Raw genomic sequence first — 24,408 nt, 5'->3', positions numbered from 1 at the left:
GGGGACGGGGAGGGGGCGCCAACGCAGCTGACCGGCTCGGAAGAGGCCGGTGGAGGGTGGGCTATGCCGCTCATCATTCTCGATCCTCGCACAGGAGTGCGGGTCGCTCTGACAGCCTCCATCAAACAGGCCAGCGAACAGCGCGCCCGGCGCTGGGTTCTTCGCGAACTCGATCGGCTGGCTGATCAGCAAATCCAGCCGACTAAGCGCTCGTCGTAGCCTATCGTCCGGTTCCAGGGCCTCTTGCATGGAATAGCATCGGGCACATCCGGGATTACGCTGGACATGCCCGCTCGGCGACGGTGACATTCCGGGCGACCGGCTGAATGGCCGTCCCAAGGCTCCTGAGGTCGCTGCGCAGTGTGGCGCGGTCTGGCCTGCCCAGGCGCCGATGGTGTTGTCCTCCCGGAGCATCTGTCGACAGCAGAATCCGCTGTCCTGCACTGATGAGCAGAGCAGGGCGAGTAGCGGTGCGCCGACAGCCGCATTCGGTTGCCTGTGAGGCCGGTCGGCCGGATAGACCCGGTCACCAACGGCCTCGACAGCCAATGGCCTGGACTGGGTGGGCTCGCCGGCAAATAGCTCACGTGTCGGCTTCGCTGCCCAGAGGGCATGACGCTCGACATGCTCTCGTCTGCGGCCGTAACGCCCTTGACCATCTGTCGTGTTCGCGCTTTGTTCGTGTTGCCAATAAGATTGGGAGAGGCCACAGGACGATGATTCGCACGGAGTCGGGTACTGCCGGAACCGGCAAGCCAGTGCAGCGGGGAACGGACGCAGAGCGAAAGCTCGCGAAGGCCGAGGCAAAGATCCGGAAGCTGGAGGACAAGCTGGACGACCAGCAGCAGCAGATGCGTGGTTTGCTGTCCCAAGCCAACAACCTGGAGAGCCTCATGGCCGAACGTGTGGAACTGCAGGCCGAAATCCGAGATCTGAAAGCCGAGATCCGGGAAGTGACCCGCGCGAACCGCGAGCAGGCGAAAAAGAATGAGGCGCTCCAGGCTGAAATCGCGCGGTTGAAGGTAGAGGCGAATGCGAGGAAGCTCGCAGCGTAAAGGCCGGAGCGGCGCTGCGACGACGGACGGAACGGAATGATGCAGGCCGTGGATATGCCGGGAGCAGGGAGGGGCGGAGCCTCCGGTTCCCGCGTCTCCCGCATCCATCGCCCGAGAGCCATGATTGAGCCCGTGGAACTCATGAGGGAGCAAGTCTCGACCGGCCTCTCGAGTCCGTCCGGACCTCCTCCGTCCTGCAGCCATGGTGAGGGCATTGCCATGAATGTCCCGACGGACCTTCCTCCATCGAACGCCCACCGCATCTGGCGCCTGATGAATTCCCTGATCGAGGCTCATCCCGAATGGGCCGATCCCGCCGCCTTCGAGGCGGCACGCGCGAAGATGATCCGTCTGGGACTCCAGGCCGGCTTCAGCCTCGACGACCTCTTCGCCATCGACGATCCGAAAACGATCCTGAGCCTATGGAAGGCCGCCGAGGCGGTCGAGAACGATCTATGGGAGTGAGGCGTCGGTCCGGCACGGAGGACGTATTTCCGTCCAACTGCGGCCGACACAGGCCGGCTCAGCGGTCCGAGCCTGTCCCTGCCTCGACGAGCCACTCCCTGAGCCTCGTCCAGCGCGGCTTCATCTGGCCGCCGCGCACGGCGATTCCGAGCGCCTTCTTCTGCCCGATGATCACCACGAGACGCTTGCCGCGGGTCACCGCCGTGTAGACGAGATTGCGGGCGAGCATCGTGTAGTGCTGCGTCGTCACCGGGATCACCACCGCCGGATATTCCGACCCCTGTGACTTGTGGATCGTGGTCGCGAAGGCGGGCAGCAGCGTGTCGAGCTCGCCAAACGGATAGGCGACCTCCCGGCCCTCGAAATTCACGAGGAGGGCGCCTTCGTCCTCGTCGATCCGGGACACGGTCCCGAGATCGCCGTTGAAGACCTCCCGATCGTAGTCGTTCTGCGTCTCCATCACCCGGTCGCCGGGCGAGAACCGCCAGCCGAAGCGCTCCACAGAGGCGGGCGGGTTCGGGTTCAGCACGCGCTGGAGTTCGTGATTGAGATTGCGTGCGCCGAGCACGCCGCGATTCATCGGGCAGAGAACCTGAATGTCCTTCAGCGGATCGAGGCCGAAGCGGCGGGGAATGCGCTCGCGCACCATCTCGATCAGCTTCGCGACGCCGTCCTCGGGATCGCGGATCTCCACGATGTGGAAATCGCTCTCTTCGCCTCTGAGGGCGGGCTCCGGCATCTGGCCGGTGTTGATCCGGTGGGCGTTCACCACGATCCGGCTCTCGGCAGCCTGCCGGAACACCTCCGTGAGCCGCGCCACCGGAATGGACCCCGAGCCGATCAGGTCGGCCAGCACCTGCCCTGGTCCGACCGAGGGTAGCTGGTCCACGTCACCGACGAACAGCAGACCCGCTTCTTCAGGGACCGCCCTGGTGAGCGCATTCATGAGTGGCACGTCTACCATCGAGGTCTCGTCCACGACGAGGAGGTCGCAATCGAGCGGGTTCTCCTCACTGCGCGAAAAGCCGCCATGCTTCGGGTCGATCTCGAGGAGCCGGTGGATGGTCTTCGCCTCGAGCCCCGTCTGCTCGGTCATGCGCTTGGCGGCCCGTCCCGTTGGGGCGGTCAGCAGCACGCGCACGCCCTTCGCGACCAGGATGCGCAGGATTGCATCGAGAAGGGTCGTCTTGCCGACACCGGGACCGCCGGTCACCACGGCCATCTTGGACGACAGCACCAGCTTCAGCGCCTCTCGCTGCGAGGCGGCGAGCGTCTTGCCCGTCCGTCCCTCGATCCAGGGCACGGCCTTGTGGAGGTCGATGGCGGGCCAGGGAGGCGCTCCCTGAGCGCGCGTGACGAGCCGGTCCGCAATGGCCTGCTCGGCAGTGTAGAGGCCCTTGAGGAAGATGCAGGCCTCACCCCTGATGGTATTCACGACAACGTCGCCGCCTCGCAACTCCTCCGTGATCGCGTCACGGATCAGCGCCGTATCGACCTCGAGGAGGCGCTCCGCGAGGCGACAGAGATCCTCGAGCGGCAGCCCGCAATGGCCCTCGTCCGTGGCGGTCTGGAGCGCGAAGGAGATCCCGGCCCGGATGCGCTGCGGAGCCGTCTTCTCCATGCCGAGCCTGGCGGCAATCGCATCCGCGGTGCGAAAACCGATGCCTCGCACGTCCCGGGCGAGCCGGTAGGGATCCTCGGTCATGACCCGGATCGCATCGTGCCCGTAGGTCCTGAAGATCCGCACCGCGCGCGCGGTCCCGACTCCGTGCGCGTGCAGGAAGATCATGATCTCGCGCACGGCCGTCTGCTCGGCCCAGCCCTCGACGATGCGGGTTGCGCGCAAGGGGCCGATTCCGGGAACCTCCGTGAGGCGTTCGGGATGGGCCTCGATGATCGTGAAGGTGTCCTCGCCGAACGCATTCACGATTCGCTTCGCCATGGCAGGCCCGATGCCGCGCATCTGGCCCGATGCAAGATAGCGCTCGATGCCCTCAACGCCCGTGGGCGGGGTGGTCTTGAGCACATCGGCCTTGAACTGCAGGCCGTGAACCCGGTCCGCCACCCAGGCCCCGCTCGCGGTGATCCATTCACCGGGCCCGATCGCAGGCGTATGGCCCACCACAGCCACGAGATCCCGCCGGCCGCGGACCTGGACCTTCAGGACGCAGAAGCCGCTCTCCTCGTTGTGAAAGGTGACGCGCTCCACCGTGCCCGCCAGGGCCTCGATCGGGGCGCTCCCGTCGACCTGCCTCGGCCGCATCATCTGGTTCATCGGACCTGTCCAGGCGAACGGCCTGGGCCTCTGGAATCAAGGTTGGTGACGGATGGCAATAATCCAGCCATTTGCGCCTCAAAACTATGTTCTCTTTTTGTTCCAGAAATCGTCATCGGGTGCGGCAGATCCGCCGTGCGTCCTGGTCGCTGGCAGATGAGGCGGGTCGTAGCTTCGCAATTGACATCGATCGAGGCTGCGCAACCTCGTTCCCGAACTCGCTCTCGAGTCTTGGGTGAATTCCGGGGCAGGGCCTTCGCATTCGTCGTGCCCTCATCTCCGCGACGCAGAAGGTCCATGCGCACATCCTTCAATTCCAGAAGCCTGGTGCTGGTCGGCGGCGGTCATGCCCATGTGCATGTCCTGAAGAGCTTCGGGATGCGGGCGGAGCCGGGCGTGAAGGTCACCCTCGTCACGCGCGATGTGGAGACCCCGTATTCCGGCATGCTGCCCGGCCTCATCGCAGGCCATTACGAGCATGACGAGTGCCACATCGACCTGTGGCGGCTTGCCATCGCGACAGGGGCGCGCCTCATCCATGCGGAAGCAATTGGCCTCGATCTGGAGCGTCGTGTTCTGGAGCTGAGGGGCCGTCCGGCTCTGCCCTACGACGTCCTCTCGCTCGACATTGGCTCGACGCCGCGGATGCAGGCGCCCGGTGCGGATCGTCATGCCGTGCCCGTCAAGCCGATCGATCACTTCCTCCAGTCCTGGCAGCAGCTCGTCGCACAAGTCGAGCGAACCGCGGAGGTGCCGCGGATCGTGGTCGTCGGCGGCGGTGCCGGCGGTGTCGAAGCAACGCTCGCGATCCATGCGCGACTCCGGGCCGCGCTTGGCCAAGGCGCGCGCGCAATCCCCCTTTCGCTGGTCACGCGTGGTGCCCTGCTCGAACACTTCAACACGCGTGCGCGCTCGATCCTCACGGCAGAACTCCTGAAGCGGCGCATCGCCGTTTTCGATAATGCGGAGGTCGAACGCGTCGAAGCGGGAATTCTGTGGTGCCGTGACGGCCGGAGCATCGCATTCGACGAGGTATTCTGGGTCACGGGCGCCGGCGCGGCGCAGTGGCTCGGCAAGACCAGCCTCGCTCTCGACTCCGACGGCTTCATCGCCGTCGCACCGAGTCTCCGCTCCTGCAACCAGGAGCGCGTCTTCGCGGCCGGAGACGTCGCCTCAGCCCTGGCCCACCCGCGCGAGAAGGCGGGCGTTTACGCCGTACGCCAGGGACCGCCTCTGGCCGATAACCTGCGGCGCATGCTCCGCGGCGAGCCCTTGCAGCCGTTCGTGCCCCAGAAGAGAGCGCTTGCCCTGATCGGCACCGGAGATCGCGAGGCCGTCGCCGTGTGGGGCCCGCTTGCTCTGAAGGGCCGATGGCTCTGGACCCTGAAGGAGAGCATCGATCGCCGCTGGATGCGTCGGTACCAGCATCTCTCACCCATGCCGGACCGCCCGGAGGGCGAGGCTGCGGAGACCATGCGTTGCGGCGGCTGCGGCGCGAAGGTGTCTTCGGCCGTGCTCGCGCGCGTGCTGCAGCGCCTGAGGTCCGAGGGTGCCGACCTCATCGACCTAGACGATGCGGCCATCCTTCCGTCGCCGGCAGGAGAAACACTGCTCCAGACCGTCGACCATTTCCGCGCCTTCGTGGACGACCCGTTCCGGTTCGGCCGGATCGCTGCCAATCACGCTCTGGGTGACATCTACGCAATGGGGGGACGGCCCGCGACGGCGCTCGCAATCGCCGGCGTACCGCCCGGCGCGCCCGACATCGTCGAGGATCAGCTCTACCAGATGCTCGCCGGCGCGCTTGCGGTCTTTGCGCGATCGGGAGTTCGCCTCGTCGGCGGCCATAGCGCCGAGGCTGCCGAGATTTCCTTAGGCTTCGCGATCACGGGATCCGTCCGCGAAAGTCAGATTCTGCGCAAGCGCGGTCTCGCGCCGGGCGACCGGCTCGTCCTCACCAAGCCGATCGGAACGGGCGCGATCCTCGCAGGCCTCGGACAGGGGCGGGCCAGGGCTTCATGGATCGAGGAAGCGCTGGCCACGATGGAGGTTTCATCGGCCCGCGCCGCACACTGCCTCCTGGATCATGGGGCGCATGCCTGCACGGATGTGACCGGATTCGGTCTTCTGGGACATCTTCTGGAGATGCTGAACGCGTCGAAGATGAGCGCTGTCCTGGAGGTCGCAAGCATACCGGAGCTGCCCGGCGCGCGTGAACTGATCACGTCAGGAATCGTCAGCACGCTCCATGCGGAGAATGCACGATGCCGGGACGCCATCGTGACGAAGGCCGGCCATCCAGGAACCGAGTTGCTGTTCGATCCGCAGACGGCCGGTGGTCTCCTCGCAGGTATTCCGGCGGCACGCGCGCAGTCCTGTATCGCCGCGCTGCGCCAATCCGGTTATCCGCATGCATCGGTCATCGGTTCCGTAAAGGATGCAGTCACTGGCCGGGTTGAGGTGGAACTCCTCTGAACCGTGGCGGATCCGCGACATAGGGCTTGGTCATACTGGTTCTGAAGATGGTGCAGATCAGGCAAGGTCTACTGTCGGACCGGCTGTGTCGTTGCGGGCCGCAGTCATCCAGCTTGTTGCGGATTCACTTCGTCCTTGCGAGCCGCAGGCGAAGCAATCTACCCGTCGACAGAGGCGCTCCTGGATCGCTTCGCTCCGCTCGCGATGACGAAGAGGGCATGTGTACTGGATGAGCACTGCCGGAACCGGAGTAGCGCCGGACCCACTTCCGTCATTGCGAACGAAGTGAAGCAATCCAGTGAGTGCTCTATCCTGCCAAGCGAGTCACTATCCTCGGCAAAACATACTCGCGAGTCAGTGGCGCGAGCACGAGCCCCGCTGCGTCGTCCGGATCGATCCACACGAGCTCCTCGATTTCGGCCTGCGGACTCGTCACGCCACTGACTCTGACCTTGTAGACAGCGGCTCGAACCCGCCGACCAGCCTCGTTCGCAGCAGAGGCCTCGAAGGTCCCGAGGTGCACGGCCGAGGAAGGCTCCAGGCGGCAACCGAGCTCCTCTCGCAACTCGCGAGCGAGCGCAGTCAGGTTGTCCTCGCCTCCATCCCGCTTGCCGCCCGGCTGCATGAAAGCAAGCGTCCCGCGCTTCCGCACCAGGAGCACACGGCCCTCCTGGTCCTGAATCACGGCGGCAACGATCTCGATCATCGACTCCGGCTCTTCTCACATTCGGAGATGAACCGAAAAGCCCGATCAAGGCCGATTTGCAATGATTTTCCTCATGGCGGAGACGGATGGGAGCCGAACCCGCGTTGGACAGTCTAGTGTGAGGTCGAAGGCGGCCAGCCGAATAGCGGATCCTCTGAAGGCATGGCTATTGCAGGAGCCGCAGAAGTATCGTGGGATACGTTCACGCGAGTGGACGGAGGACAAGCCGATGCCTGAGATGTCGCGCCATGACGCTTGGCAGGCAGGAGACAGCTACGACTTGTATATGGGGCGATGGAGCCGTCGGATTGCGCCTCGCTTCCTTGATTGGCTTGATGCCTCGGGTGACTTGGACTGGCTAGAGGTTGGCTGCGGGACCGGCGCACTGTCCGCCGCCATCCTTGCGCAATGCGCGCCGAAGAGCCTGATCGCCATAGACCAGTCCGAGGGCTTCCTCACAAAGGCACGCGCGAACGTGCCGGACGCTCGGGCGGAGTTTCGGGTGGGGGATGCACAAGCCCTGCCTGTGGAGGAGGCCAGCCGGGACGTGATCGTATCTGCGCTGGTTCTCAATTTCGTGCCTGACCGGCAGAGGGCGCTCGCCGAGATGAAACGGGCCGCCCGAGGCGGCGCACAGATTGGGTTCTACGTGTGGGATTATCCGGGTGGCGGGATGGAGTTCATGCGCACCTTCTGGACGGTTGCGACGAGTCTCGATCCCAGGGCTCGGGACCTCACGGAAGACAGGCGTTTTCCGTTTTGCACACAAGAGGGGTTGACCAATCTGGCAAAGGTTGCCGGTCTTGCATCGGTGGATAGCACTTCCATCGAAGTCGAGACCGTGTTCACGGGCTTCGACGACTTCTGGCACCCGTTCACCTTGGGTACAGGGCCAGCGCCGGGCTACTGCATGAGCCTCGATCTCGAGGCGCGGGAGCGCCTGAGGGCAAAACTGCACGACAGTCTTCCCCGAGAGGAAGATGGGTCGATCCGGCTGAAGGCGAGGGCATGGGCGATCAGGGCCGAAGTCGCGTGACAGTGCATGCCGCAGTGAGATTTGCACCTGGTCTGGCGGGACGATGTCACGAATACCGGTGGGCATTCTCTGACTGGAAAGGAGATGTGTCAGCGGGCTGTATGGCCGCTTTAGTCTCGTGGCGCAGGCTCGAGGTTGCATCGACAACCCGTCGGTGTCCTTCCCTCGAAGGAGGAGCATGATGTCGCCGCGCGAAGTCGTGGAACGCTGGGTCGAGAGGTTCAACGCCGTCGACGCGGACGGCTTGGCGGACCTCTACCACCCGGATGCCGTGAACCATCAGGTGACGCAGGATCCGGTCGAAGGTCGCGAGGCGATCCGGGCCATGTTCTCGGGGGAGTTTGCGAGAGCTGACATGACCTGCATCGTGGAAGCCATCCACGAAGCGGGCGACACTGTCGCGCTGGAGTGGCGCGATCCGCTGGGACTTCGCGGCTGCGGGTTCTTCACCGTGCGCGACGGACGCATCGCCTTCCAGCGTGGTTACTGGGACAAGCTCTCGTTCCTCAAGATGCACGGCTTGCCCATCGAGTAACGGTCCGTCCGCCGAGTCCCGTCACCCATCGCACTATGGAGAAACTCGGTGGAGGGCGACCCGTATCCTCGGGCACGAAAGCGGGCACAAAACCACCGGTTTCGACAGGCACGTCGGACACTCAGGTTGGCCTAAGCCCTGATGTGGCGGAGACGGATGGGAATCGAACCCACCACCCGCTTTTGGCGGGCCACTGGTTTTGAAGACCAGGAGGGCCACCAGACCCCGATCGCCTCCGGTATCGTTATGGGGCGGCCGCCGGCGTGGGTCCATGGGCGCGATGTCGAGAGTCGGACTCGGCCCCCTTCTCGATGACGATACGCTGATCTCCGATCCGGCGGGTGAATCCGACGCGGTCGAGATGCTCGAGCAGAGGGATGGAGTATTTGCGGGAGATCCCGAGGAGCGCGCCTGCCTCCCCCGCGAGAAAGGGCTGCTCGTGAGGCCATCGCCGCGCGAGGGATGTCCGCGCCGCAGCCATCGCATCTCGGTGGAACAGAAGAACTCTTCGCTGAACCCTATCGACGGCTCGGATCAGAACTTCGGCCCGAACGAGATGCGCCACGATCGTCGCATTTTCGCCACCCTGTCCGACGATTTCGGCCTCGCTCGGTGCATTCAACCTAGCGCGCCGGCAGAGGTCCTCGATCGCGGCGAGGCGGGGCGAGATCTGGTCCTGCGGGCGAAAATCGGCGTGCCAATAGAGGCCTTTCTCGACAACGAGGATCCCGGTCTCGACCAATCGCCCGAGAAGCGCTTTGGCGAGGTCGGCATCCAACCCGCTCGGCAGGAAGGCCAGCATTCTCTCCCGCGGAAGGCCATATTCCAGGGGCTGGACCCGATGATGTTCGGCCACCTGCCGTGCGACGCGATCGAGAAGGTCGGACCAGACATGCGGGTCGATGACACGAAGGGCGCCTTCGGGCTGGGCCCCGAGCTCATGGAGGCGTCGCCGAAGGCGGCTCTCGTCGACGCCGAACGACCAGGCGAGCTCGCCGACGGCGCACCCGCGCAGACCCGCTTCGCGCAAGCGGCCGAGCAGCGCCTCTCCGGGTCGACCGGCCGCCATAGCCTTCAGGGATTCGAGCGACATGGCGTCGAAACGGCGTCGGCGGCGCGATGCCGGATCGAGAATCCGTCCTCCTGCGACTGTGCGGCTCGGCGAGCCTGCGCGAAGGATGAACGGCTCCCGCACCGGTGCGACGACATCCTCGTCACACCGAAACTGGCACAGACCGGTTTCGCCGGGACGCAAGGTATCGTGCTCGAGGAGCCGGATCCTGACCGCCGCATCGGTGGTTCCGATCAGAAGGCGCACCTGATCACCATTCGCGAGCCCGCGTGGATCTCCCGCGCAGACGGTTACGGACGCATCGAGCCATCGATTGCTTACGACGATGCCGGGTGTGACGAGCGTGTGTCCTGGCCTGAGGTCACCGACCGAGACATCGCGCAGCCCGACCGCTGTCCGTCGCCCCGGCACGGCGCTTTCGACGAACCGGCCGTGAATCTGAAGAGTCCGGATTCGCGCGCGGCGACCACTCGGCCAGACCTCGATCCAATCGCCCTTGGAGATCATGCCCCGCCGAAGAGTACCGGTGACCACCGTCCCGAATCCGGCAACGGAAAACACGCGATCCACGGGAAGATAGGCAAACCCGTCGTCGCGGGATTCGGGCGCGGATGCGGCGAGATCGCTCAGGCAGCGTGCAACGTCTTGAATGCCTGCACCCGTCACTACGGATATCGGGATGATGGGCGACTCTTCGATCCCGAACTCGTCCGCCAGAGCTCTGAGCTGGATGCGGCGTGACTCGCACTCGCCGGTCTCCACCCGATCGCACATGGTCAATGCCATGACTCCGCGCCGGATGCCGAGAAAACGTGCAATCTCGAGATGCTCCACTGTCTGCGGCTTGATGCCTTCGATGGCGGAGACGGCGACAAGGACCGCCTTTACGCCCGTGGCGCCGGAAATCATTGCACGGATGAATCGCTCGTGCCCGGGAAGGTCAATCAGATCGATTTCTCCGCCGGGCGTTCGGAGAAGTGCGAAGCCCGGGACAATGGAGACGCCGCGAGCTTTCTCTTCCGCAAGGCGATCCGTCTCGATTCCCGTGAGAGCACGCACGAGAGCCGTCTTGCCATGATCGACATGACCAATGACGCCGACCGAGATCGATTTCATCCCGGGTTCGTCTCCTGCGTCAGGAGAGTGCGGAGGGCAGGCAATTGCGCGATGAAAGTTTCCTCGTCGGCGAGGCAGCGCATGTCGAGAACGACCGACCGTTTCTCGCTGCGCCCGATCACGGGAGTCGGGAGTTGCCGCAGAGCCCGTGCGAGACGTTGCACTGAGAGGCCGGGAGCGGTGCGCGACCGGACGGGTGACAACCGGAGTCCCGCACTAGGAAGGAGGTCCGTCGGAAAAGCCCCGCTGCCGATCTGGCTGCAGCAGGTGATCGCGGCCGCCGTCGCCAAGCCATCGAGAGCCCGCGCGACGTCAGGAAGGATCCTCGCGGTGAGTGCCGCGATATCCCGCTCCGGGCATGTCAAAAGGGCCAGAGCCGGCAATGTCTCGCTCAGCCGCTCGGGATAGGCGAAAAGCGGGAGCACGGCTCCGAGAGCCGCAATCGTCATCTTGTCGCAACGGAGGGCCCGCTTCAGTGGATTACGTTTCAGCAGTGCCACGAGGTCGCGCCGGCCGACGATCAGCCCCGCCTGTGGTCCGCCGAGCAGCTTGTCCCCGCTGAACGTCACGAGGTCCGCGCCCGCAGCGACCGCCTCCCTCGGCGTACGCTCGTGCGGCAGTCCGAACCGCTCGAGATCAATGAGGCTGCCGCTTCCGAGATCTACCACGAAGGGCAGGCCGCGAAGCCGGCAGATCCCGGCGATCGCGTCGTCACTCGCCAAGGCCGTGAAGCCTTCGATGCGGTAATTGCTGGGGTGAACGCGCATGGCGAGGCCCGTGCGAGGGCTCAAAGCAGCCTCGTAGTCCTGAGCGTGTGTCCGGTTGGTGGTGCCGACTTCGCGGAGCTTTGCACCGGCCTGGCGCATGATGTCGGGAATCCGGAAGGATCCGCCGATCTCGACGAGCTCTCCGCGCGAGACCACGACCTCCTTGCCACGCGCCAGGGTGCTGAGGACGAGAAGCACCGCTGCGGCATTGTTGTTGACGAGTGTCGCGGCTTCGGCTCCCGTAAGGCGGCACAGCCACTCCTCCACATGCGCGTCGCGGTCCCCGCGCGCGCCGCCCTCGAGATCGAATTCGAGGTTGCAGGCCCCGAGAGCCACGCGCGCGACCGCGTCCGTAGCCGCCCGCGGCAACGGTGCCCGGCCTAGATTCGTATGCAGGACGGTGCCCGTGAGATTGAAGACAGGCCTCAACTGCGGTTCGCATTCGGCCATCAGCCGATGCTCCGCCGCCGCGAGCAGCCCATGAGCTTCCGCCGGCTCCGCAGCACCTTCGCGGAACCCGACACGCCACTCCTCCACGACCGAGCGCAGAGCGGAACGCACTGCATTTCGCCCGAAGCTTTCGATGAGGCCCCGCCTTGCAGCCGCTTGGAGGAGGCGCTCGATCGACGGGACCGGCGAGGAACGAGGCTGCGCATCGGCGGACATCGCCGGATAATTTGGTCCCGTGCCGCCGCGGTCAAGGACATAGCCCCGAGCGCCTTGCCTTCACTGTCCGCCGGCAGCAGCGAGCCGGCAACGACTTCGCCAGAAGCTTTTTTCACTCCTCGGCCTTGCCGATGGGATCACTCGGCGGGATCCGGCGTGAGTGTCACACGCGTCGTCATGGTAGGGTTGGCGCGAAACACGGTGTGAGATCTCCTCGATCGCTCGAGGCAGCAATCGCGTCGGGCGAAATCGTGACGTTCTCCCCACGGCAAGCCGGTTCATGATAGGATCGAACTTGGAGTGGGTCGGGACGGAAACTCGCGACGCGAGGAGACCGCAGCATGAGTGAGACGAGCACCCTCTTTGCCGTTTTGCGCCAAGCGGCTGACCCGCAGGTGGCGGGCCGTATCGAAGCCCTCGTGGCGCATGGTTCGGATCGAGATCTCAACCGCATCAACGCCCTCGCATTCGCTGCTGCCCATGGGCTCGACGAGGAGAAGACGGTCGCGGCGTTCCTGCATGCCGCCCGGATCGGAGCGTTCGAGATGGCCTGGAATGTTTTGTGTCCAGGTTGCGGCGGCGTGCTCGATTCTGCAGTTACACTCAAGTCTGTCGACAAGTGCACATACAATTGTGCTCTCTGCGCTGCTGGCTACGAGCCCACTCTCGACGAGATGGTCGACGTGACGTTCACGGTCAGCCCACGCGTACGCCGCATCGCGGCCCATGATCCGGATCGTCTGCCTCCATTCGAATACTACCGCCAGATATTCTGGAGTTCGGGTGTCGATCTGCCGGATGATCTCGAACAGCGAATGGAGAAGATCATTCTCGAGATGGTCGAACTCGAGCCCGGTGAGAGGGCATTCCTTTCGCTTCACCTTCCGGCGGAATTCGTCATCATCTTCGATGCCGTCACGCATTCGACCCAGTTCATTGACGTGAAAGGCGAGCCGACGACCGAGCGCCGGAACCTGTCCATGGTCATCGGCCGAGGTCACTCGTTGAACGAGACCCTCACCTTGCAGCCCGGTCCGCTCAGGCTCGCCCTCGAGAACCATACCGATGCTCGGGTTCTGCCCAACGTGTGCATAGCCGGGGACGAACTCCACGACATTCTCGGCCGCCGCCGTCCTTTCCTGACGGCGAAGCGGCTTCTCACGAACCAGACCTTCCGGGACGTCTACCGGACCGATACGCTGGACATCGACCAGCGGCTCAAGATCACCAGCCTGACATTCCTGTTCACGGACCTGAGAGGATCGACACATCTCTACGAACGGGTCGGAGACCTCGCGGCCTTCGATCTCGTGCGAGCGCATTTTCGGGTGCTGCAAGAGATCGTGGCGAGTGAAGCGGGAGCGATCGTGAAGACCATCGGGGATGCCGTGATGGCGACGTTCCCGACACCGGACCGGGCTGTTGCCGCGGCCCTGAGGATGCGCGAGGCGATGCGCCGGCTCAACGCTGAACGCGGACGCGAGGACCTGCTCTTGAAGATCGGAATCCATGAGGGGCCATGCCTTGCCGTGACGCTGAATGACCGCCAGGACTATTTCGGGCAGACGGTGAATATCGCCTCGCGCGTGCAGGATCTTGCGGATGCCCAGGCTATCCTTGCAACGGGATCGGTTATTGGCGACCGAGACGCCTCGACCATTCTCACGAGCAGCGGCATCTCACCGGTTCCACGGCCAGCCGAACTGCGGGGTATCGAGCAAGACATCCGAGTTTACGCTCTGCCTTGAGGCACTCGTCGGCGACCCGCAGGCACAGTGGAGGCGTGCTCGCTGTCCATTCCTGCTTCTCGGGCGACTGGCCTCCGTTCGATATTCCAATGCAGCATAACACTCGGCTGTATGGCTCGCGTCGACTCAGGCTGGCATGTCTCCAGCACGGGTCAGCCAAGTGTACGAGGTTCTTGGTGAGCAAACGAGCCGTGGAAAAAGATGGCGACGAACATTCCCGATTGGGCGGAGGTGCACACCATAGTCTTCGACGGAATCAATGTCATCTCAGTATTCACATTGTGCAGAGAACTATTAGCATAAATCCTTAAGAAACCGGTCGGAATTGTCGATTTTGGGAAGCCAATAGGAATTGCGTGCGTTTGAGGCGGGCAGGTCTCCAGCCTTTTCTGCCTGCCAAACACCTCTTGCGCTCCGCCCATATTCTTGTAAGTGGGGAGCTATAATTTGAGCAAGCCGTCTGTTGTGCGTTTTCTGCTTTGCCGCTAGCGCCGGTAGGTTTGTGCGCGTGTTCATTGCCAGGACCGGACGGGGCCATGGCCCCGTCCGGTTCGTTGGTTGGATGAGATCGAATTGCCGAACGCCGATTGTCATTGCGAGTAGCCGTTCATGTTCTGGAACAGCCGGGTTATCCGGATCACCGTGGGCCTCCTGCTCCTCGCCTGCGGCATCATTGCGATCCTCCCGACTCTGACGGGCTATACGAGCCTGGACGGCACGGTGAATGCGCGCTTCGCAGTGCTCTCCGCACCGGTCGAGGGCACTATCCTGCGGACAGCGCCGAAGGTTGGCACCGCCCTGACGGCGGGATCCCATCTCGTCACCATCCGGAACGAGCGGGTGAACCGCGCTGTCGCAGCCTCTCTCGAGGCGGAACTGGAGACCGTGAGGAAACGGATTTCCGCCTATGACCTCCAGCGCCAGCAACTCGGCCGCCTGCGCAACGAACTGGCCGATCGGCTGAAGGAATACCAGACGGCAACCCTGGCCAGTCTCGAACAGGAAATCGCGACGGTTCGCCAGCGCATCGCCATCAACGAGGCTCAACGGGTCGCAGCGGATGCCGAACTTCAGCGGCGGCAGACGCTCGGCGCCACGGGCGTGGTGGCTGGAAGCCAGGTTGAGCAGGCGCGGGCAGCCCAGGCTACCTCGGAGGGCGAAGGGCGGGTTGCCCGCAACCAGATGGTTCGCCTCGAAAGCCAGTTGGACGCGGTCAAGCGGGGCACCTATATCGGCGACGGGCGCAACGATGTCCCTTACTCGCGCCAGCGCATGGACGAAGTCACGATCCAGTTGGCGGAGATCGATGTTCGTCTGAAGGAAAACGAGGCGCGCGAGGAGCAACTCGAAAAGCAGCTGGCCGAGGAGCAGGACCGCATCAGGCGAACGGAACGCGCCGAGATCGAGATGCCATTCGAGGGCGTGGTCTGGCGCAACGGCGTCGTAGGCGGGAACCATGTCGTCGTGGGCCAGGAGATCACCCGGATCCTGGATTGCCGGGATCTCTTCGTGGACATTCTCGTCTCGGAAGCCGACTACGACGAGATTGAGCCCGGGCGCGAGGCCGAGGTCAGGCTGTATGGGGGCGGCGACGTGATCAAGGGGTACGTCGTCTCCGTTCGCGGCAACGCTGCCGTGGTGGATGAGACGACCCTTGCCGCAACGCTGCCGGCCGGACGGGGCAGGAACGCCCGGATCCGGGTTTCCCTGCCGGAGTCCGGCCTGGAGAAAGATTTCGAAAATTTCTGCCAGGTTGGCCGGAGCGCCCAGGTGCGCTTCGCGACCCGCACTGCCCCACTGAAACGGTGGATCAGGTCGCTTTGGTTCAGTATTTCCTAGCCCTCGCTCCGACCTTCCTGGTCGCGGCCTATTTCCTGATCTTTGCCCTGAACTGGTCGAGGCACCGGACCTGGACGAGGGCCATCACCTGCGCCGTCGTCTTGGCGGTCGCCTCGCGCTACCTGATCTGGCGCTTCACCGAAACGGTCCGCCCGATGGAGGTCGAGCAAGGCTTCGCCTTCTATTGGGTTTGGTTTCTGTTCCTGGTCGAAGTTCTGGCCTTCTCGGAACTTGCCCTTTTCCTCGTCGCGATGAGTCGATACGCCGACCGTAGCAAGGAGGCAGATCGTCTGGAGACGGAATTCTTCCAACGGCCCGACGATGCGTTGCCGACGGTCGACGTGTTCATCCCAACCTATGACGAGCCCCTCGACGTGCTGGAACGGACGATCGTCGGAGCCCTCGCACTGGACTATCCGAAGGGGAAGTTGAAGGTCTACGTTCTCGACGATCAACGCCGGGATTGGTTGCGATCCTTCTGCGAGCAGAAAGGGGCGATCCATGTCGTTCGCGGGAACAACGCCCATGCCAAGGCGGGCAATCTGAACAATGGATTGAAGGTCTCGTCAGGCAAGTTCATCGCGATCTTCGACGCCGATTTCGTGCCCTATCGCAACTTCCTGCGCCGCACGCTTCCCTTCTTCACCGATCCTTCCATCGGGATCGTGCAAACGCCACAGCACTTCTTCAACAAGGATCCAGTCCAGTCCAACCTCTCATTGGAGCGCGTTTGGCCCGACGAGCAGCGCCTGTTCTTCGATGAGATGGCTGCCAGCCGTGATGCCTGGGACGTGAGCTTCTGCTGCGGGTCGTGCTCGGTGTCGCGTCGTATCGCCGTCGAGGCGATCGGGGGCTTTCCGACCGAAAGCATCACCGAGGATCTGCTGACGACGCTTTCGATGCTCAACAAAGGCTACAAGACTCGTTACCTCAACGAGCGCCTCTCGATGGGCTTGGCCGCCGAGAGCCTGAAGGGCTATTTCGTGCAGCGCGAGCGCTGGTGCCAGGGCGGGATCCAGACGCTGTATCTGCACAATGGGCCTTTGCGGGGTCCCGGCCTTACGCTGTTCCAGCGGATCATGTTCCTTCCGCTGTCCTGGCTCGTGCAGTACTTCGTCAGGCTCGCGATCCTGATCGTGCCGGCCGTCTACCTGTGGACGGGCGCCCCACCCCTGTACTTCACGAGCGTCGAGGACATCGTCTCGTATCAGGCCCCGGTCCTGGTTACCTACTTCCTGCTGATGGTCTGGCTCACGCCGACCCGCTACCTGCCCATGGTTTCGAGTGCGGTCGGCGCGTTTTCGACCTTTCGGATGCTGCCCGTCGTCATTTCGAGCGTGATCAAGCCGTTCGGAAAGCCGTTCAGGGTGACGCCGAAAGGAAGCGGCAGCAGGAGGACTCGGTTCGACGCCTATACCTTCGCTTGCATCGCGACCTTGATCGCCGTCACCGCGCTTGGCCTCATCATCAGCATCGTGCCGGAATGGTCGCGAATCGGTGAGGGCGAGTTCTCGGTGATCTCCGGCTATTGGGCGGGCGTGAATATCGTGGTGCTGGTGATCGCATCGCTGATCTGCTTCGAGCGGCCAAGACCGCTGCTCGACAGCTTTCTGGCTGAGGAACCGGGACTCCTAACGGTAGGCGGCCGGATCCTCGAGGGGCGCATCGTGAGCATTTCGCTCGATGGTGCCCTTATGGAAATCTTCAAAGGAACGACGGCCCTGCGTCCGGGACAGGTCATCCTTCGGGTCGAGGGCGTCGAGTCTTTCACGGCTCGTATTGCAGAGATCGTCCATGACGACCGGACCGACGTGCTCCGGGTGAGGCTGTCCTACGATCTGCAAGCCAGTCCGCGAGACCAGATGATCGTCAAGCTCTATACGGGCGGCTACTCTCAGGACATTCGAGAGATCGACAAATCGGCCATCGTGAGCGGCCTGTGGAGCCGCGCATTTGGCGCAGACACAGCCGATTACGGGCCTCGGCCATCTGGCTCGCAAAGCGGGTAATGTGAGGAATATCGATCGCGCGTGAGTTTTTGCTTCACGCTCTCCTCACGCCGCACTGTCATTGCGAGGGGGAGCGATCCAGGAGCACATCCGTCGAAGGGTAGATTGCTTCGCCTGCGGCTCGCAAGGACGGAGGTGCGGCGGGACGGACTGTGCCTCGGCGCCTGCGGCTCGCCATGACGGCAGTGGGTCCGGCGTCTACTTCCGTTTCCGGGCCCTGCTCTTCCCGCTCTCACGCCCTCACCGTCATTGCGAACGCAGTGAAGCAATCTACCCATCGACGGCTGGTTCGCCTCGCCCGCGGCTCGAAATGACGGGGAGGCGGTGGAAAGGGCTGTGCGCACCGTCTGCGGCTCGCAATGGCGGGAATGGGTCCTCGCGATCATGGAGAGGATGCGACAGTGGGCATTGCCTGATCCGGCGCCACTCTCAGCATCTGTCCGTCTTGCTTCTCGGACGAGACTATAATCCTCTCCGCGCAGACTGCCGCATCCCATATCCGCCAAACGAAGAGCGCCCCATGGGGGTGCTCTCGAAGCTATCAGAAATTGAAGTGGAAACGTCAGGCCGCTTGGCGGATGTGATCGGCTTTATCGGCCTGATTGCCAATTTTCCGAGCCGCTTCATCCGCGACCTCGATCGAACGCTCGGCAATCCGGCGGCTTCCATCGATCATTTGGCGCCAGTTGTCGCGAATCAGGTCGCTTTGGGCGGCCACGAGGTCCGGCATTGACCGGCAGCGTGCCAGTTGCGTCATCCCTTCGATGTTCATCCGGAGCCTGTCCTGCGAAGCGTCAGCCATTCGCGCGACACATCTTGGAGGCCGCGGGCCAGCACGGTGCCGGTCTCCGCAAGAGCCTCGAGGTTGTCGCTCGCCTTGCGAGCCAGTGCCTCGTTGTTCTGGCCCGTGAGGCCGAATGCGCGCGTGAGCTGGTCGGTAATGCGCCGCATTCCGTCGAATCCCATGCTGATGGCGTCCTGCGTCTCGTTCGTTGCCGCACGGGTCTCGTCGCGAACGGCCTCGACCACTTCGTTGATCGTATCGCTCGTATTCGTTCGATGATTCGCGACGTCCTGCTCCTCAAATATTTCAGATCCAGGCGGCACCGGCTGCGCCCCTCAAATATTCGAACGTTCCGGCCCAAAGATCCGCCAGGGTATACGCAACGCGACAAGTCATACCGTCCGCATTCAGCACAATCTGTGCGGATTCCGACAGAGCGGCGCAGGTCCAACTAAGACATCAGAGCAGAGCTTTCTGACAGGAGGACGACCGATCATGGCTGTCCCGCGCCTTTGACGGGCTTCGTCCCGAACGGCCTGCAGCTGGATCGAAGCCCCGCTCCGCTGCGGTGCCGAGCACCACGACGGGCCCTGACCAGCCGCAGGGCGGCCGGCGCAATCCACAGCCCGAGGGGCGCATTGCCTCGCTTCCCAAACGTTTCTAGTCTCACTGCAACGGGCCGACAGTGCCCGATTCCGAACTCGATGGGAGGACGCGGCGTGAGATTGTACCCGATCGAAGATCTCAAGGTGGCCGGATGCGGATGAGGCCTCCGGGAGCCGAGATTCGGCGCCTGCCGGTCTGGCGCTGGCCGGATGGTCTCTCGGGCACGCTGACCTTTCTGGCGCCGCTCGTCGCCCTCGTCGTGATCTGGCAGGCCGTCGTCACGCTCTTCGACGTGCATTCGGGCATCTTTCCCGGTGTTCCGGCGGTATTCCGGGCAGGGATCGAAGCCATCCGGGATGGGTCGCTGCCGATGCACGTGGCGGCCAGCTTCGCGCGGGTCCTCGTCGGCACGGGGCTGGCGCTCCTGTTCGCCGTTCCGCTCGGTATCGCCATGGGCGTGAGCCCGATCGTCTCGGAACTGCTGACGCCCGTCTTCCGCTTCTTCTCGGTGCTCGCCGGGATCGCCTGGATCCCGATCGCGACGCTCTGGTTCGGCTACGGCTTCGGGGCGATCACCTTCGTGATCTTCAACGCCGTCTTCTTCATCGTGGCCTACAACACGCTGCTCGGCGTCTCGACCATCCCGAAGCCCCTGCGCCATGCGGCCGCCTCGCTCGGAGCCGGGCGCTGGTCGATGCTCACGGAGGTGCTGCTTCCGGGGGCGCTGCCCAACATCGTCACCGGCATCCGCACGGGGCTCGGCTTTGCCTGGCGCGGGCTCATCGCGGCCGAGATGATCGCGACCGATGTCGGGCTCGGCTACATGCTGTTCCTCGCCCGCGACTTCTATCGCACTGAGGTGATCATCCTTGGCATGGTCGTGGTCGGCACTCTCTGGCTCCTGCTCGACCGCCTGGTCCTCGCGCCATGGGAGCGGGCGACGATCGAGCGCTGGGGCATGGTGCGCGCCGCATGACCGCCGCCCTGTCCGCCTGGAGCTTTTACATGCGCTGGACGGCGCGCTGGCCCGCCATTCGGGCGCTCGTCCCGTTCATCCCGATCCTCGCCCTGTGGGCTCTGGTCGCCGAGGCGGAGATCTTTCCCCGGGTGTTCTTCCCCGGGCCCGCCGACGTCGTCCAATCCTTCCTGTCTCTGACCTACAAGGGCATCCTGCCGTCCTATCTCGAGGACAGCCTCGTTCGGCTCGTCGTCGGAGCGCTTGCCGGGATGGCGATCGGCATTCCGCTGGGCATCCTCGTCGGATTGAGTTCGCGCGCACATGCGGTGCTGTGGCCGGTGCTGCTCTTCTTCCAGGCCATCGGCGATATCGCCTGGCTGCCGATCCTGCTCATCTGGTTCGGCTTCGGCCTGACCACGATGACCTTCATCATCGTCTACACGGTACTCTTTCCGGTGGTGCTGAACACTGTGCTCGGCGTCCGCTCGGTGCCGGTCGACATGTATCGCGCCGCGCAATGCCTCGGCGCCTCGCGTGTCCGCATCCTTTCGGAGGTGGTGCTGCCGGGAGCGCTGCCGAACATCATCACGGGGCTGCGCAACGGCCTCGGCTATGGCTGGCGCGCACTGATCGCCGCCGAGATGATCGTCGGCACGAGTGGCATCGGCTTCATGATGTTCGATGCGCGCCGTGCCGGATCGGTGGTCGAGATCCTGCTCGGCATGATCGTGCTCGGCCTGCTCTGGTATGTCGTGGATGCCTGGATTCTCGCGCCGATCGAGCGCGCGACCGGAGAGCGCTGGGGGCTCGTGACGCGGTGAGAAACCTGACGCTTCGCCATCTCGAGAAAATCTATTTCGACACCTACCGCGGATCCAAGGTGCATGCCGTGCGGGATGTCTCGCTCGAAGTCGAGCAGGGCGATTTCGTCTGCATCGTGGGCCCGTCCGGCTGCGGCAAGAGCACGATCCTCAACATGGTCGCGGGCTTCCTGCCGCCGTCGGGCGGAGAGATTCTCGTTGGTGAGCGTGCGGTGAGCGGGCCGGGCCCGGATCGCGGCGTCGTCTTCCAGTCCTTCGCGCTCTTCCCCTGGAAGACCGTGCTCGAGAACGTCGCCTTCGGGCCCAAGATGCGGGGCATCGGCAAGGCCGAGCGAGAGGAGATCGCCCGCGAATACCTGGCACTCACCGGCCTCGCTCACGCAGCCGATCGGTATCCGAACGAACTCTCGGGCGGCATGCAGCAACGGGTCGGCGTCGCGCGGGCGCTCGCCAACAACCCGGATATCCTCCTGATGGACGAGCCCTTCGCGAGCGTCGACGCGCAGACGCGCATGACGCTGCAGGAGGAGCTGACGCGCATCTGGCAGGAGCGGCGGCCCACGATCATCTTCATCACGCATGATGTCGGCGAAGCCGTCTTCCTGGCCAATCGGGTCATCGTCCTCTCCAAAGGGCGAATTCTGGACGACGTGGAGATCAACTTGCCGCGTCCGCGCATCTGGGACGACCTCGTCGAGAGTGATGCCTTCAAGATGCTGTCGGGGCAGGTTCTCCACCTGGTGCGCTCCGCATGAGCCTCGTCCGGGCAGCGTTGACCTCGACGAAAGGACGCTTGTTGCTCGGCCTGGTCGCTGTCTATCTCGGCTGGCAGGCCTGGCTGACCGCTGCCGCGGGCGGCAAGGTCGCGGGCGATTTTCCGGACAGGCGACGGGTGAACGTCGTCGTGAGCCTGCCTTTCACGCCCGAACGCTTCCACGTCCTGTTTTTTCAGGCCTATGGTCGCGTCTCCGGTACAACGGACCACGCCGTGGAGATCCGCGGTGTTCAGAAGCAAGATCTGCGCGCCATCGCACGACCGTACTGGGTGAGGCGCGTGGAGCCTTTGCCACAAGGAGGATGACGCCCATGATACGCCTGCTCAGTCTGCTCTGTATGCTGATCGCCGCGCCGGCCCTGGCGCAGGACCTGACGACGGTCAAAGCCGGCATGGTAACCGGTGTCGACCAGATCGGCCTGCCCATCGCGCTCGAGCGCGGATTCTTCGAGAAGCACGGTCTCGATGTCGAGATCGCGCGTCCCTACGCCACCGGCGTCGATGCTCTCAACGCGCTCCAGGCCGGCGAATCCGAGATCGTGCAGGTCGGTGTGCCGATGATCGGCGCCGTCTTGCGCGGCATGGATCTCGTCGCGCTCGGAAACTACAGCGGGAATGCTACGAAGCTCGGATCGGACGCCACCATGGCGCTGATCGCGCGCGACGATTCCGGCATCAGGAAAGGCGACCTCGCGTCCCTGAAGGGCAAGCGTATCGCCGCATCTTTCGGCACGATCAATCATCTTTACATCCTCGCCTTGCTCGAGAAGGCCGGGCTGACGCCGCAGGATGTCACGCTCGTCAACACGCCTCCGCCGGACATGACGGTGGCGCTCCTGGCGAAGGGCATCGACGCCTTCTCGGCTTGGGATCCCTGGCCGATCGTGGCGCTGAAGGACGTGCCAGGCGCCATCGAGGTGATCCGCGGCGGTGACGTGATCTCCTATCTCGGCTTCAACGTCGCGACGCGTCCCTGGGTCGAGAAGAACGGCGAGACGATCGAGAAATTCCTGGCCGCTCTTTCCGAGGCCGACAAGTGGATGCGGGCCAATCCCAAGCAGGCCGCCCAGATCGCGACCCGTTGGATTCCGGGCCTGAAGCCGGACATTGCCGAAGCCGCCATGGAGTTCAACATCCAGCAGGCGGACCGGCGCCTCTCGGCGAACAACTACAGGGCGCTCTGGAGCGCGCAGGATCGCCTGCACCGTCTCGGATTCCTGAAAGCGACCTTCGACGTGAACAAGCATATCGAGCCGAAGCACATCGTGCGCGTGATGGAGAAGCACCCGGACCTGTTCTCGGATCTGCCGGCGATCCCGCAGGACGTCATGATCGGCAAGGACTTCGTCTTCAAGCCGTGAGGCTCATTCGGGCGGCGGATGGTGTCCGCCGCCCGAATTGCGGCTAAGCCATGGCACTTCCAACCACGTGATCTGCCGTTGCCTTGGCGCTGGCGTATGGTTCCCGGCGCACTATCTACGTGACATCGCCCACCCAAACCCGGCGCAGAACGCGGAGGATCAGGCCTCGATGTCCGAGCGGCGAACGAGAACATCAACGCTGAACCTCAGACTCGATCACGAAGTGTTCCGTGCAGTGGAAAGGGCGGCGCATGATGACCGATGCCCGGTCACGTCCTTCGTGGAAAGGCTGCTGGCGGACCACCTTCATGCAAAAGGCTATCTCCGGCGGCCGGGCGACGAGGGACTCCGCCCGGAGGAACTCACGAGCGAGAACGACGGGTAGCTGGCTTGTTCAGCTGATTGTTGTCCGCTCAAGCCATTGTGAGCCGCAGGCACGATGCACTGCCCTTCCCGCTGCACTCCCGTCCTTGCGAGCCGCAGGCGAAGCAATCTACCCGTCGCCGGGTGCGCTCCTGGATCGCTTCGCTACACTCGCAGTGACAGCAATGCGCTGTATCTGACTGTGTCTCGGTGCCTGCGTCTTATAATGACGAAAGGCTTGAGGGCGCCTCGGGCTCTCGGGTGAGTGCGGTAGATCACGCAATAATCGCGCTGCGTGCGTCAGGATTGTTCGGGACTCTGCTCTGGGATGCGGTGGGTTGATGAGTGCACTCTTCAAGGCGATCGAGAACCGGGACGATTATGTGTTCATGAGCGGCTTCCACCATTGGGTTCCGGGCGCGGTCGCCTACGAGAGGATGAAAGCGTTGTTTCCCGGTGGGTACAAGCTCCATCTCTCCGCCGATCAGATGGAGGCGGAGCGAGTTGCAGAGGCAGTGCTACCGCTCCTGCGCGACCTTAACGTCTACCACAAGATCATCCCTGGCCCCGAGCGTTATGCCCAGATGAATACCGGGCGGCAGCGGGGAAAGTTCATCACCATCTATTCCGGCCCGGCTCTGGAAACCTTCACGAGGGTCGTCAACATGCTCGACCCGTTCCTGAGCCAGCGGCGCTTCCTGCCAGGGCCGCGCCCGCTCGTGCGACTCGCTGCCGAGCCGACCGAGGAGACACGGATCGGCAGAAGCGGAATGCTTACCTATCTCACCTTGAGAGATTTTTCGGAATGACGGGCAGGAAGGCTCGTCGCGAGGAGTTCGCTGAGCGCCTATAGCATCGGACCCAAGAGTGGATTCCACTTTTGAGGCTAATCCGATGCTTTGGTCCTTGAGTGGCGCATCGTTCGACGCGGACAAGTCGACTCACTTTTCCGCTCGATGCGCTAGTCACGTGAATC

21 protein-coding genes and 1 tRNA gene are annotated in these 24,408 nt (G+C 63.8%); 15 read left to right on the top strand and 7 right to left on the bottom strand.

The window, feature by feature from the left end; all coding sequences use genetic code 11:
• The first annotated feature begins 716 nt into the window (after nucleotides 1-716).
• Nucleotides 717-1,055 (top strand): hypothetical protein, encoded by a 339-nt coding sequence (locus BN1233_RS30675; protein ID WP_046867445.1) that lies wholly within the window; start codon nucleotides 717-719, stop codon nucleotides 1,053-1,055.
• A gap of 120 nt (nucleotides 1,056-1,175) precedes the next feature.
• A complete protein-coding gene (locus tag BN1233_RS47460; protein ID WP_156312704.1) occupies nucleotides 1,176-1,520 on the top strand; it encodes a hypothetical protein in 345 nt (114 codons plus the stop codon).
• Between the two features lie 58 nt (nucleotides 1,521-1,578).
• Here BN1233_RS47460 and recD2 read toward each other — a convergent pair whose 3' ends face one another.
• Complete coding sequence (gene recD2 / locus BN1233_RS30665) at nucleotides 1,579-3,795, bottom strand: SF1B family DNA helicase RecD2 (protein ID WP_046867443.1); 2,217 nt, start codon at nucleotides 3,793-3,795, stop codon at nucleotides 1,579-1,581.
• A gap of 297 nt (nucleotides 3,796-4,092) precedes the next feature.
• Here recD2 and selD point away from each other — a divergent pair, with 297 nt between their 5' ends.
• Nucleotides 4,093-6,270, top strand: coding sequence for a selenide, water dikinase SelD (gene selD / locus BN1233_RS30660; protein WP_046867442.1), 2,178 nt, complete (start codon nucleotides 4,093-4,095; stop codon nucleotides 6,268-6,270).
• A gap of 307 nt (nucleotides 6,271-6,577) precedes the next feature.
• Here the strand turns inward: selD and BN1233_RS30655 are convergent, their stop codons facing one another.
• On the bottom strand, nucleotides 6,578-6,976 hold the full coding sequence (locus BN1233_RS30655; protein ID WP_046867441.1) for an NUDIX hydrolase: 399 nt from the start codon (nucleotides 6,974-6,976) through the stop codon (nucleotides 6,578-6,580).
• Between the two features lie 229 nt (nucleotides 6,977-7,205).
• On the opposite strand from BN1233_RS30655, the gene BN1233_RS30650 reads away from it, so the two are divergent.
• Together BN1233_RS30650 and BN1233_RS30645 are read left to right on the top strand one after the other, a co-directional pair.
• A complete protein-coding gene (locus tag BN1233_RS30650) occupies nucleotides 7,206-8,012 on the top strand; it encodes a class I SAM-dependent methyltransferase (RefSeq protein WP_046867527.1) in 807 nt (268 codons plus the stop codon).
• A 178-nt stretch (nucleotides 8,013-8,190) separates the two neighbouring features.
• Nucleotides 8,191-8,547 (top strand): nuclear transport factor 2 family protein, encoded by a 357-nt coding sequence (locus tag BN1233_RS30645; RefSeq protein WP_046867440.1) that lies wholly within the window; start codon nucleotides 8,191-8,193, stop codon nucleotides 8,545-8,547.
• A gap of 144 nt (nucleotides 8,548-8,691) precedes the next feature.
• On the opposite strand, the gene BN1233_RS30640 is transcribed toward BN1233_RS30645, so the two are convergent.
• The 3 genes from BN1233_RS30640 to selA form a co-directional block, all read right to left on the bottom strand.
• Nucleotides 8,692-8,784: transfer RNA gene (locus BN1233_RS30640), tRNA-Sec, on the bottom strand.
• 7 nt (nucleotides 8,785-8,791) lie between these two features.
• Nucleotides 8,792-10,735, bottom strand: a complete 1,944-nt coding sequence (gene selB, locus BN1233_RS30635) for a selenocysteine-specific translation elongation factor (RefSeq protein WP_046867439.1) — start codon at nucleotides 10,733-10,735, stop codon at nucleotides 8,792-8,794.
• Nucleotides 10,732-12,168, bottom strand: a complete 1,437-nt coding sequence (selA, locus tag BN1233_RS30630; RefSeq protein WP_046867438.1) for an L-seryl-tRNA(Sec) selenium transferase — start codon at nucleotides 12,166-12,168, stop codon at nucleotides 10,732-10,734. The genes selB and selA overlap by 4 nt, the downstream gene beginning before the upstream one ends.
• A 341-nt stretch (nucleotides 12,169-12,509) precedes the next feature.
• Here selA and BN1233_RS30625 point away from each other — a divergent pair, with 341 nt between their 5' ends.
• The 3 genes from BN1233_RS30625 (at nucleotide 12,510) to BN1233_RS30615 (ending at nucleotide 17,764) form a co-directional block, all read left to right on the top strand.
• Nucleotides 12,510-13,916: an adenylate/guanylate cyclase domain-containing protein gene (locus BN1233_RS30625; protein ID WP_046867437.1), complete on the top strand. Its 1,407-nt coding sequence runs from the start codon at nucleotides 12,510-12,512 to the stop codon at nucleotides 13,914-13,916.
• 609 nt (nucleotides 13,917-14,525) lie between these two features.
• Entirely contained in the window at nucleotides 14,526-15,755 is a 1,230-nt protein-coding gene (locus tag BN1233_RS30620) for an HlyD family secretion protein (protein ID WP_046867436.1), read from the top strand.
• Nucleotides 15,737-17,764 carry a glycosyltransferase family 2 protein gene (locus tag BN1233_RS30615; protein ID WP_046867435.1) on the top strand — a complete coding sequence of 676 codons (2,028 nt, stop codon included), beginning with the start codon at nucleotides 15,737-15,739 and terminating at the stop codon, nucleotides 17,762-17,764. Before BN1233_RS30620 ends, BN1233_RS30615 begins: the two co-directional genes overlap by 19 nt.
• 562 nt (nucleotides 17,765-18,326) lie before the next feature.
• On the opposite strand, the gene BN1233_RS30610 is transcribed toward BN1233_RS30615, so the two are convergent.
• Both BN1233_RS30610 and BN1233_RS47455 read right to left on the bottom strand, forming a co-directional pair.
• Complete coding sequence (locus tag BN1233_RS30610) at nucleotides 18,327-18,536, bottom strand: phasin family protein (RefSeq protein ID WP_048708688.1); 210 nt, start codon at nucleotides 18,534-18,536, stop codon at nucleotides 18,327-18,329.
• The gene (locus tag BN1233_RS47455) at nucleotides 18,533-18,871 is read right to left on the bottom strand and encodes a hypothetical protein (RefSeq protein ID WP_046867434.1); all 339 of its coding nucleotides are present in this window, start codon (nucleotides 18,869-18,871) and stop codon (nucleotides 18,533-18,535) included. The genes BN1233_RS30610 and BN1233_RS47455 overlap by 4 nt, the downstream gene beginning before the upstream one ends.
• A gap of 434 nt (nucleotides 18,872-19,305) precedes the next feature.
• Between BN1233_RS47455 and BN1233_RS30600 the strand changes: the two genes are divergently transcribed.
• The 7 genes from BN1233_RS30600 (at nucleotide 19,306) to BN1233_RS30570 (ending at nucleotide 24,241) form a co-directional block, all read left to right on the top strand.
• Nucleotides 19,306-20,130 carry an ABC transporter permease gene (locus BN1233_RS30600; protein WP_244470813.1) on the top strand — a complete coding sequence of 275 codons (825 nt, stop codon included), beginning with the start codon at nucleotides 19,306-19,308 and terminating at the stop codon, nucleotides 20,128-20,130.
• A complete protein-coding gene (locus BN1233_RS30595; protein WP_046867433.1) occupies nucleotides 20,127-20,933 on the top strand; it encodes an ABC transporter permease in 807 nt (268 codons plus the stop codon). The genes BN1233_RS30600 and BN1233_RS30595 overlap by 4 nt, the downstream gene beginning before the upstream one ends.
• Nucleotides 20,930-21,688, top strand: a complete 759-nt coding sequence (locus BN1233_RS30590; protein WP_046867432.1) for an ABC transporter ATP-binding protein — start codon at nucleotides 20,930-20,932, stop codon at nucleotides 21,686-21,688. Before BN1233_RS30595 ends, BN1233_RS30590 begins: the two co-directional genes overlap by 4 nt.
• Nucleotides 21,685-22,014, top strand: coding sequence for a hypothetical protein (locus BN1233_RS30585; protein WP_046867431.1), 330 nt, complete (start codon nucleotides 21,685-21,687; stop codon nucleotides 22,012-22,014). The genes BN1233_RS30590 and BN1233_RS30585 overlap by 4 nt, the downstream gene beginning before the upstream one ends.
• Nucleotides 22,015-22,019: 5 nt before the next feature.
• The gene (locus BN1233_RS30580; RefSeq protein ID WP_052763986.1) at nucleotides 22,020-23,069 is read left to right on the top strand and encodes an ABC transporter substrate-binding protein; all 1,050 of its coding nucleotides are present in this window, start codon (nucleotides 22,020-22,022) and stop codon (nucleotides 23,067-23,069) included.
• A 169-nt stretch (nucleotides 23,070-23,238) separates the two neighbouring features.
• Nucleotides 23,239-23,454: a hypothetical protein gene (locus BN1233_RS30575; protein WP_046867430.1), complete on the top strand. Its 216-nt coding sequence runs from the start codon at nucleotides 23,239-23,241 to the stop codon at nucleotides 23,452-23,454.
• 319 nt (nucleotides 23,455-23,773) lie between these two features.
• Nucleotides 23,774-24,241 carry a class III lanthionine synthetase LanKC N-terminal domain-containing protein gene (locus BN1233_RS30570; RefSeq protein ID WP_046867429.1) on the top strand — a complete coding sequence of 156 codons (468 nt, stop codon included), beginning with the start codon at nucleotides 23,774-23,776 and terminating at the stop codon, nucleotides 24,239-24,241.
• Nucleotides 24,242-24,408 lie beyond the last annotated feature (167 nt).

This window comes from Microvirga massiliensis (genome assembly GCF_001006805.1).
GTDB classification, from domain to species: domain Bacteria; phylum Pseudomonadota; class Alphaproteobacteria; order Rhizobiales; family Beijerinckiaceae; genus Microvirga; species Microvirga massiliensis.
Note: the sequence above shows the minus strand (reverse complement) of the source record. Positions and strands in the feature narration are given on the sequence as shown.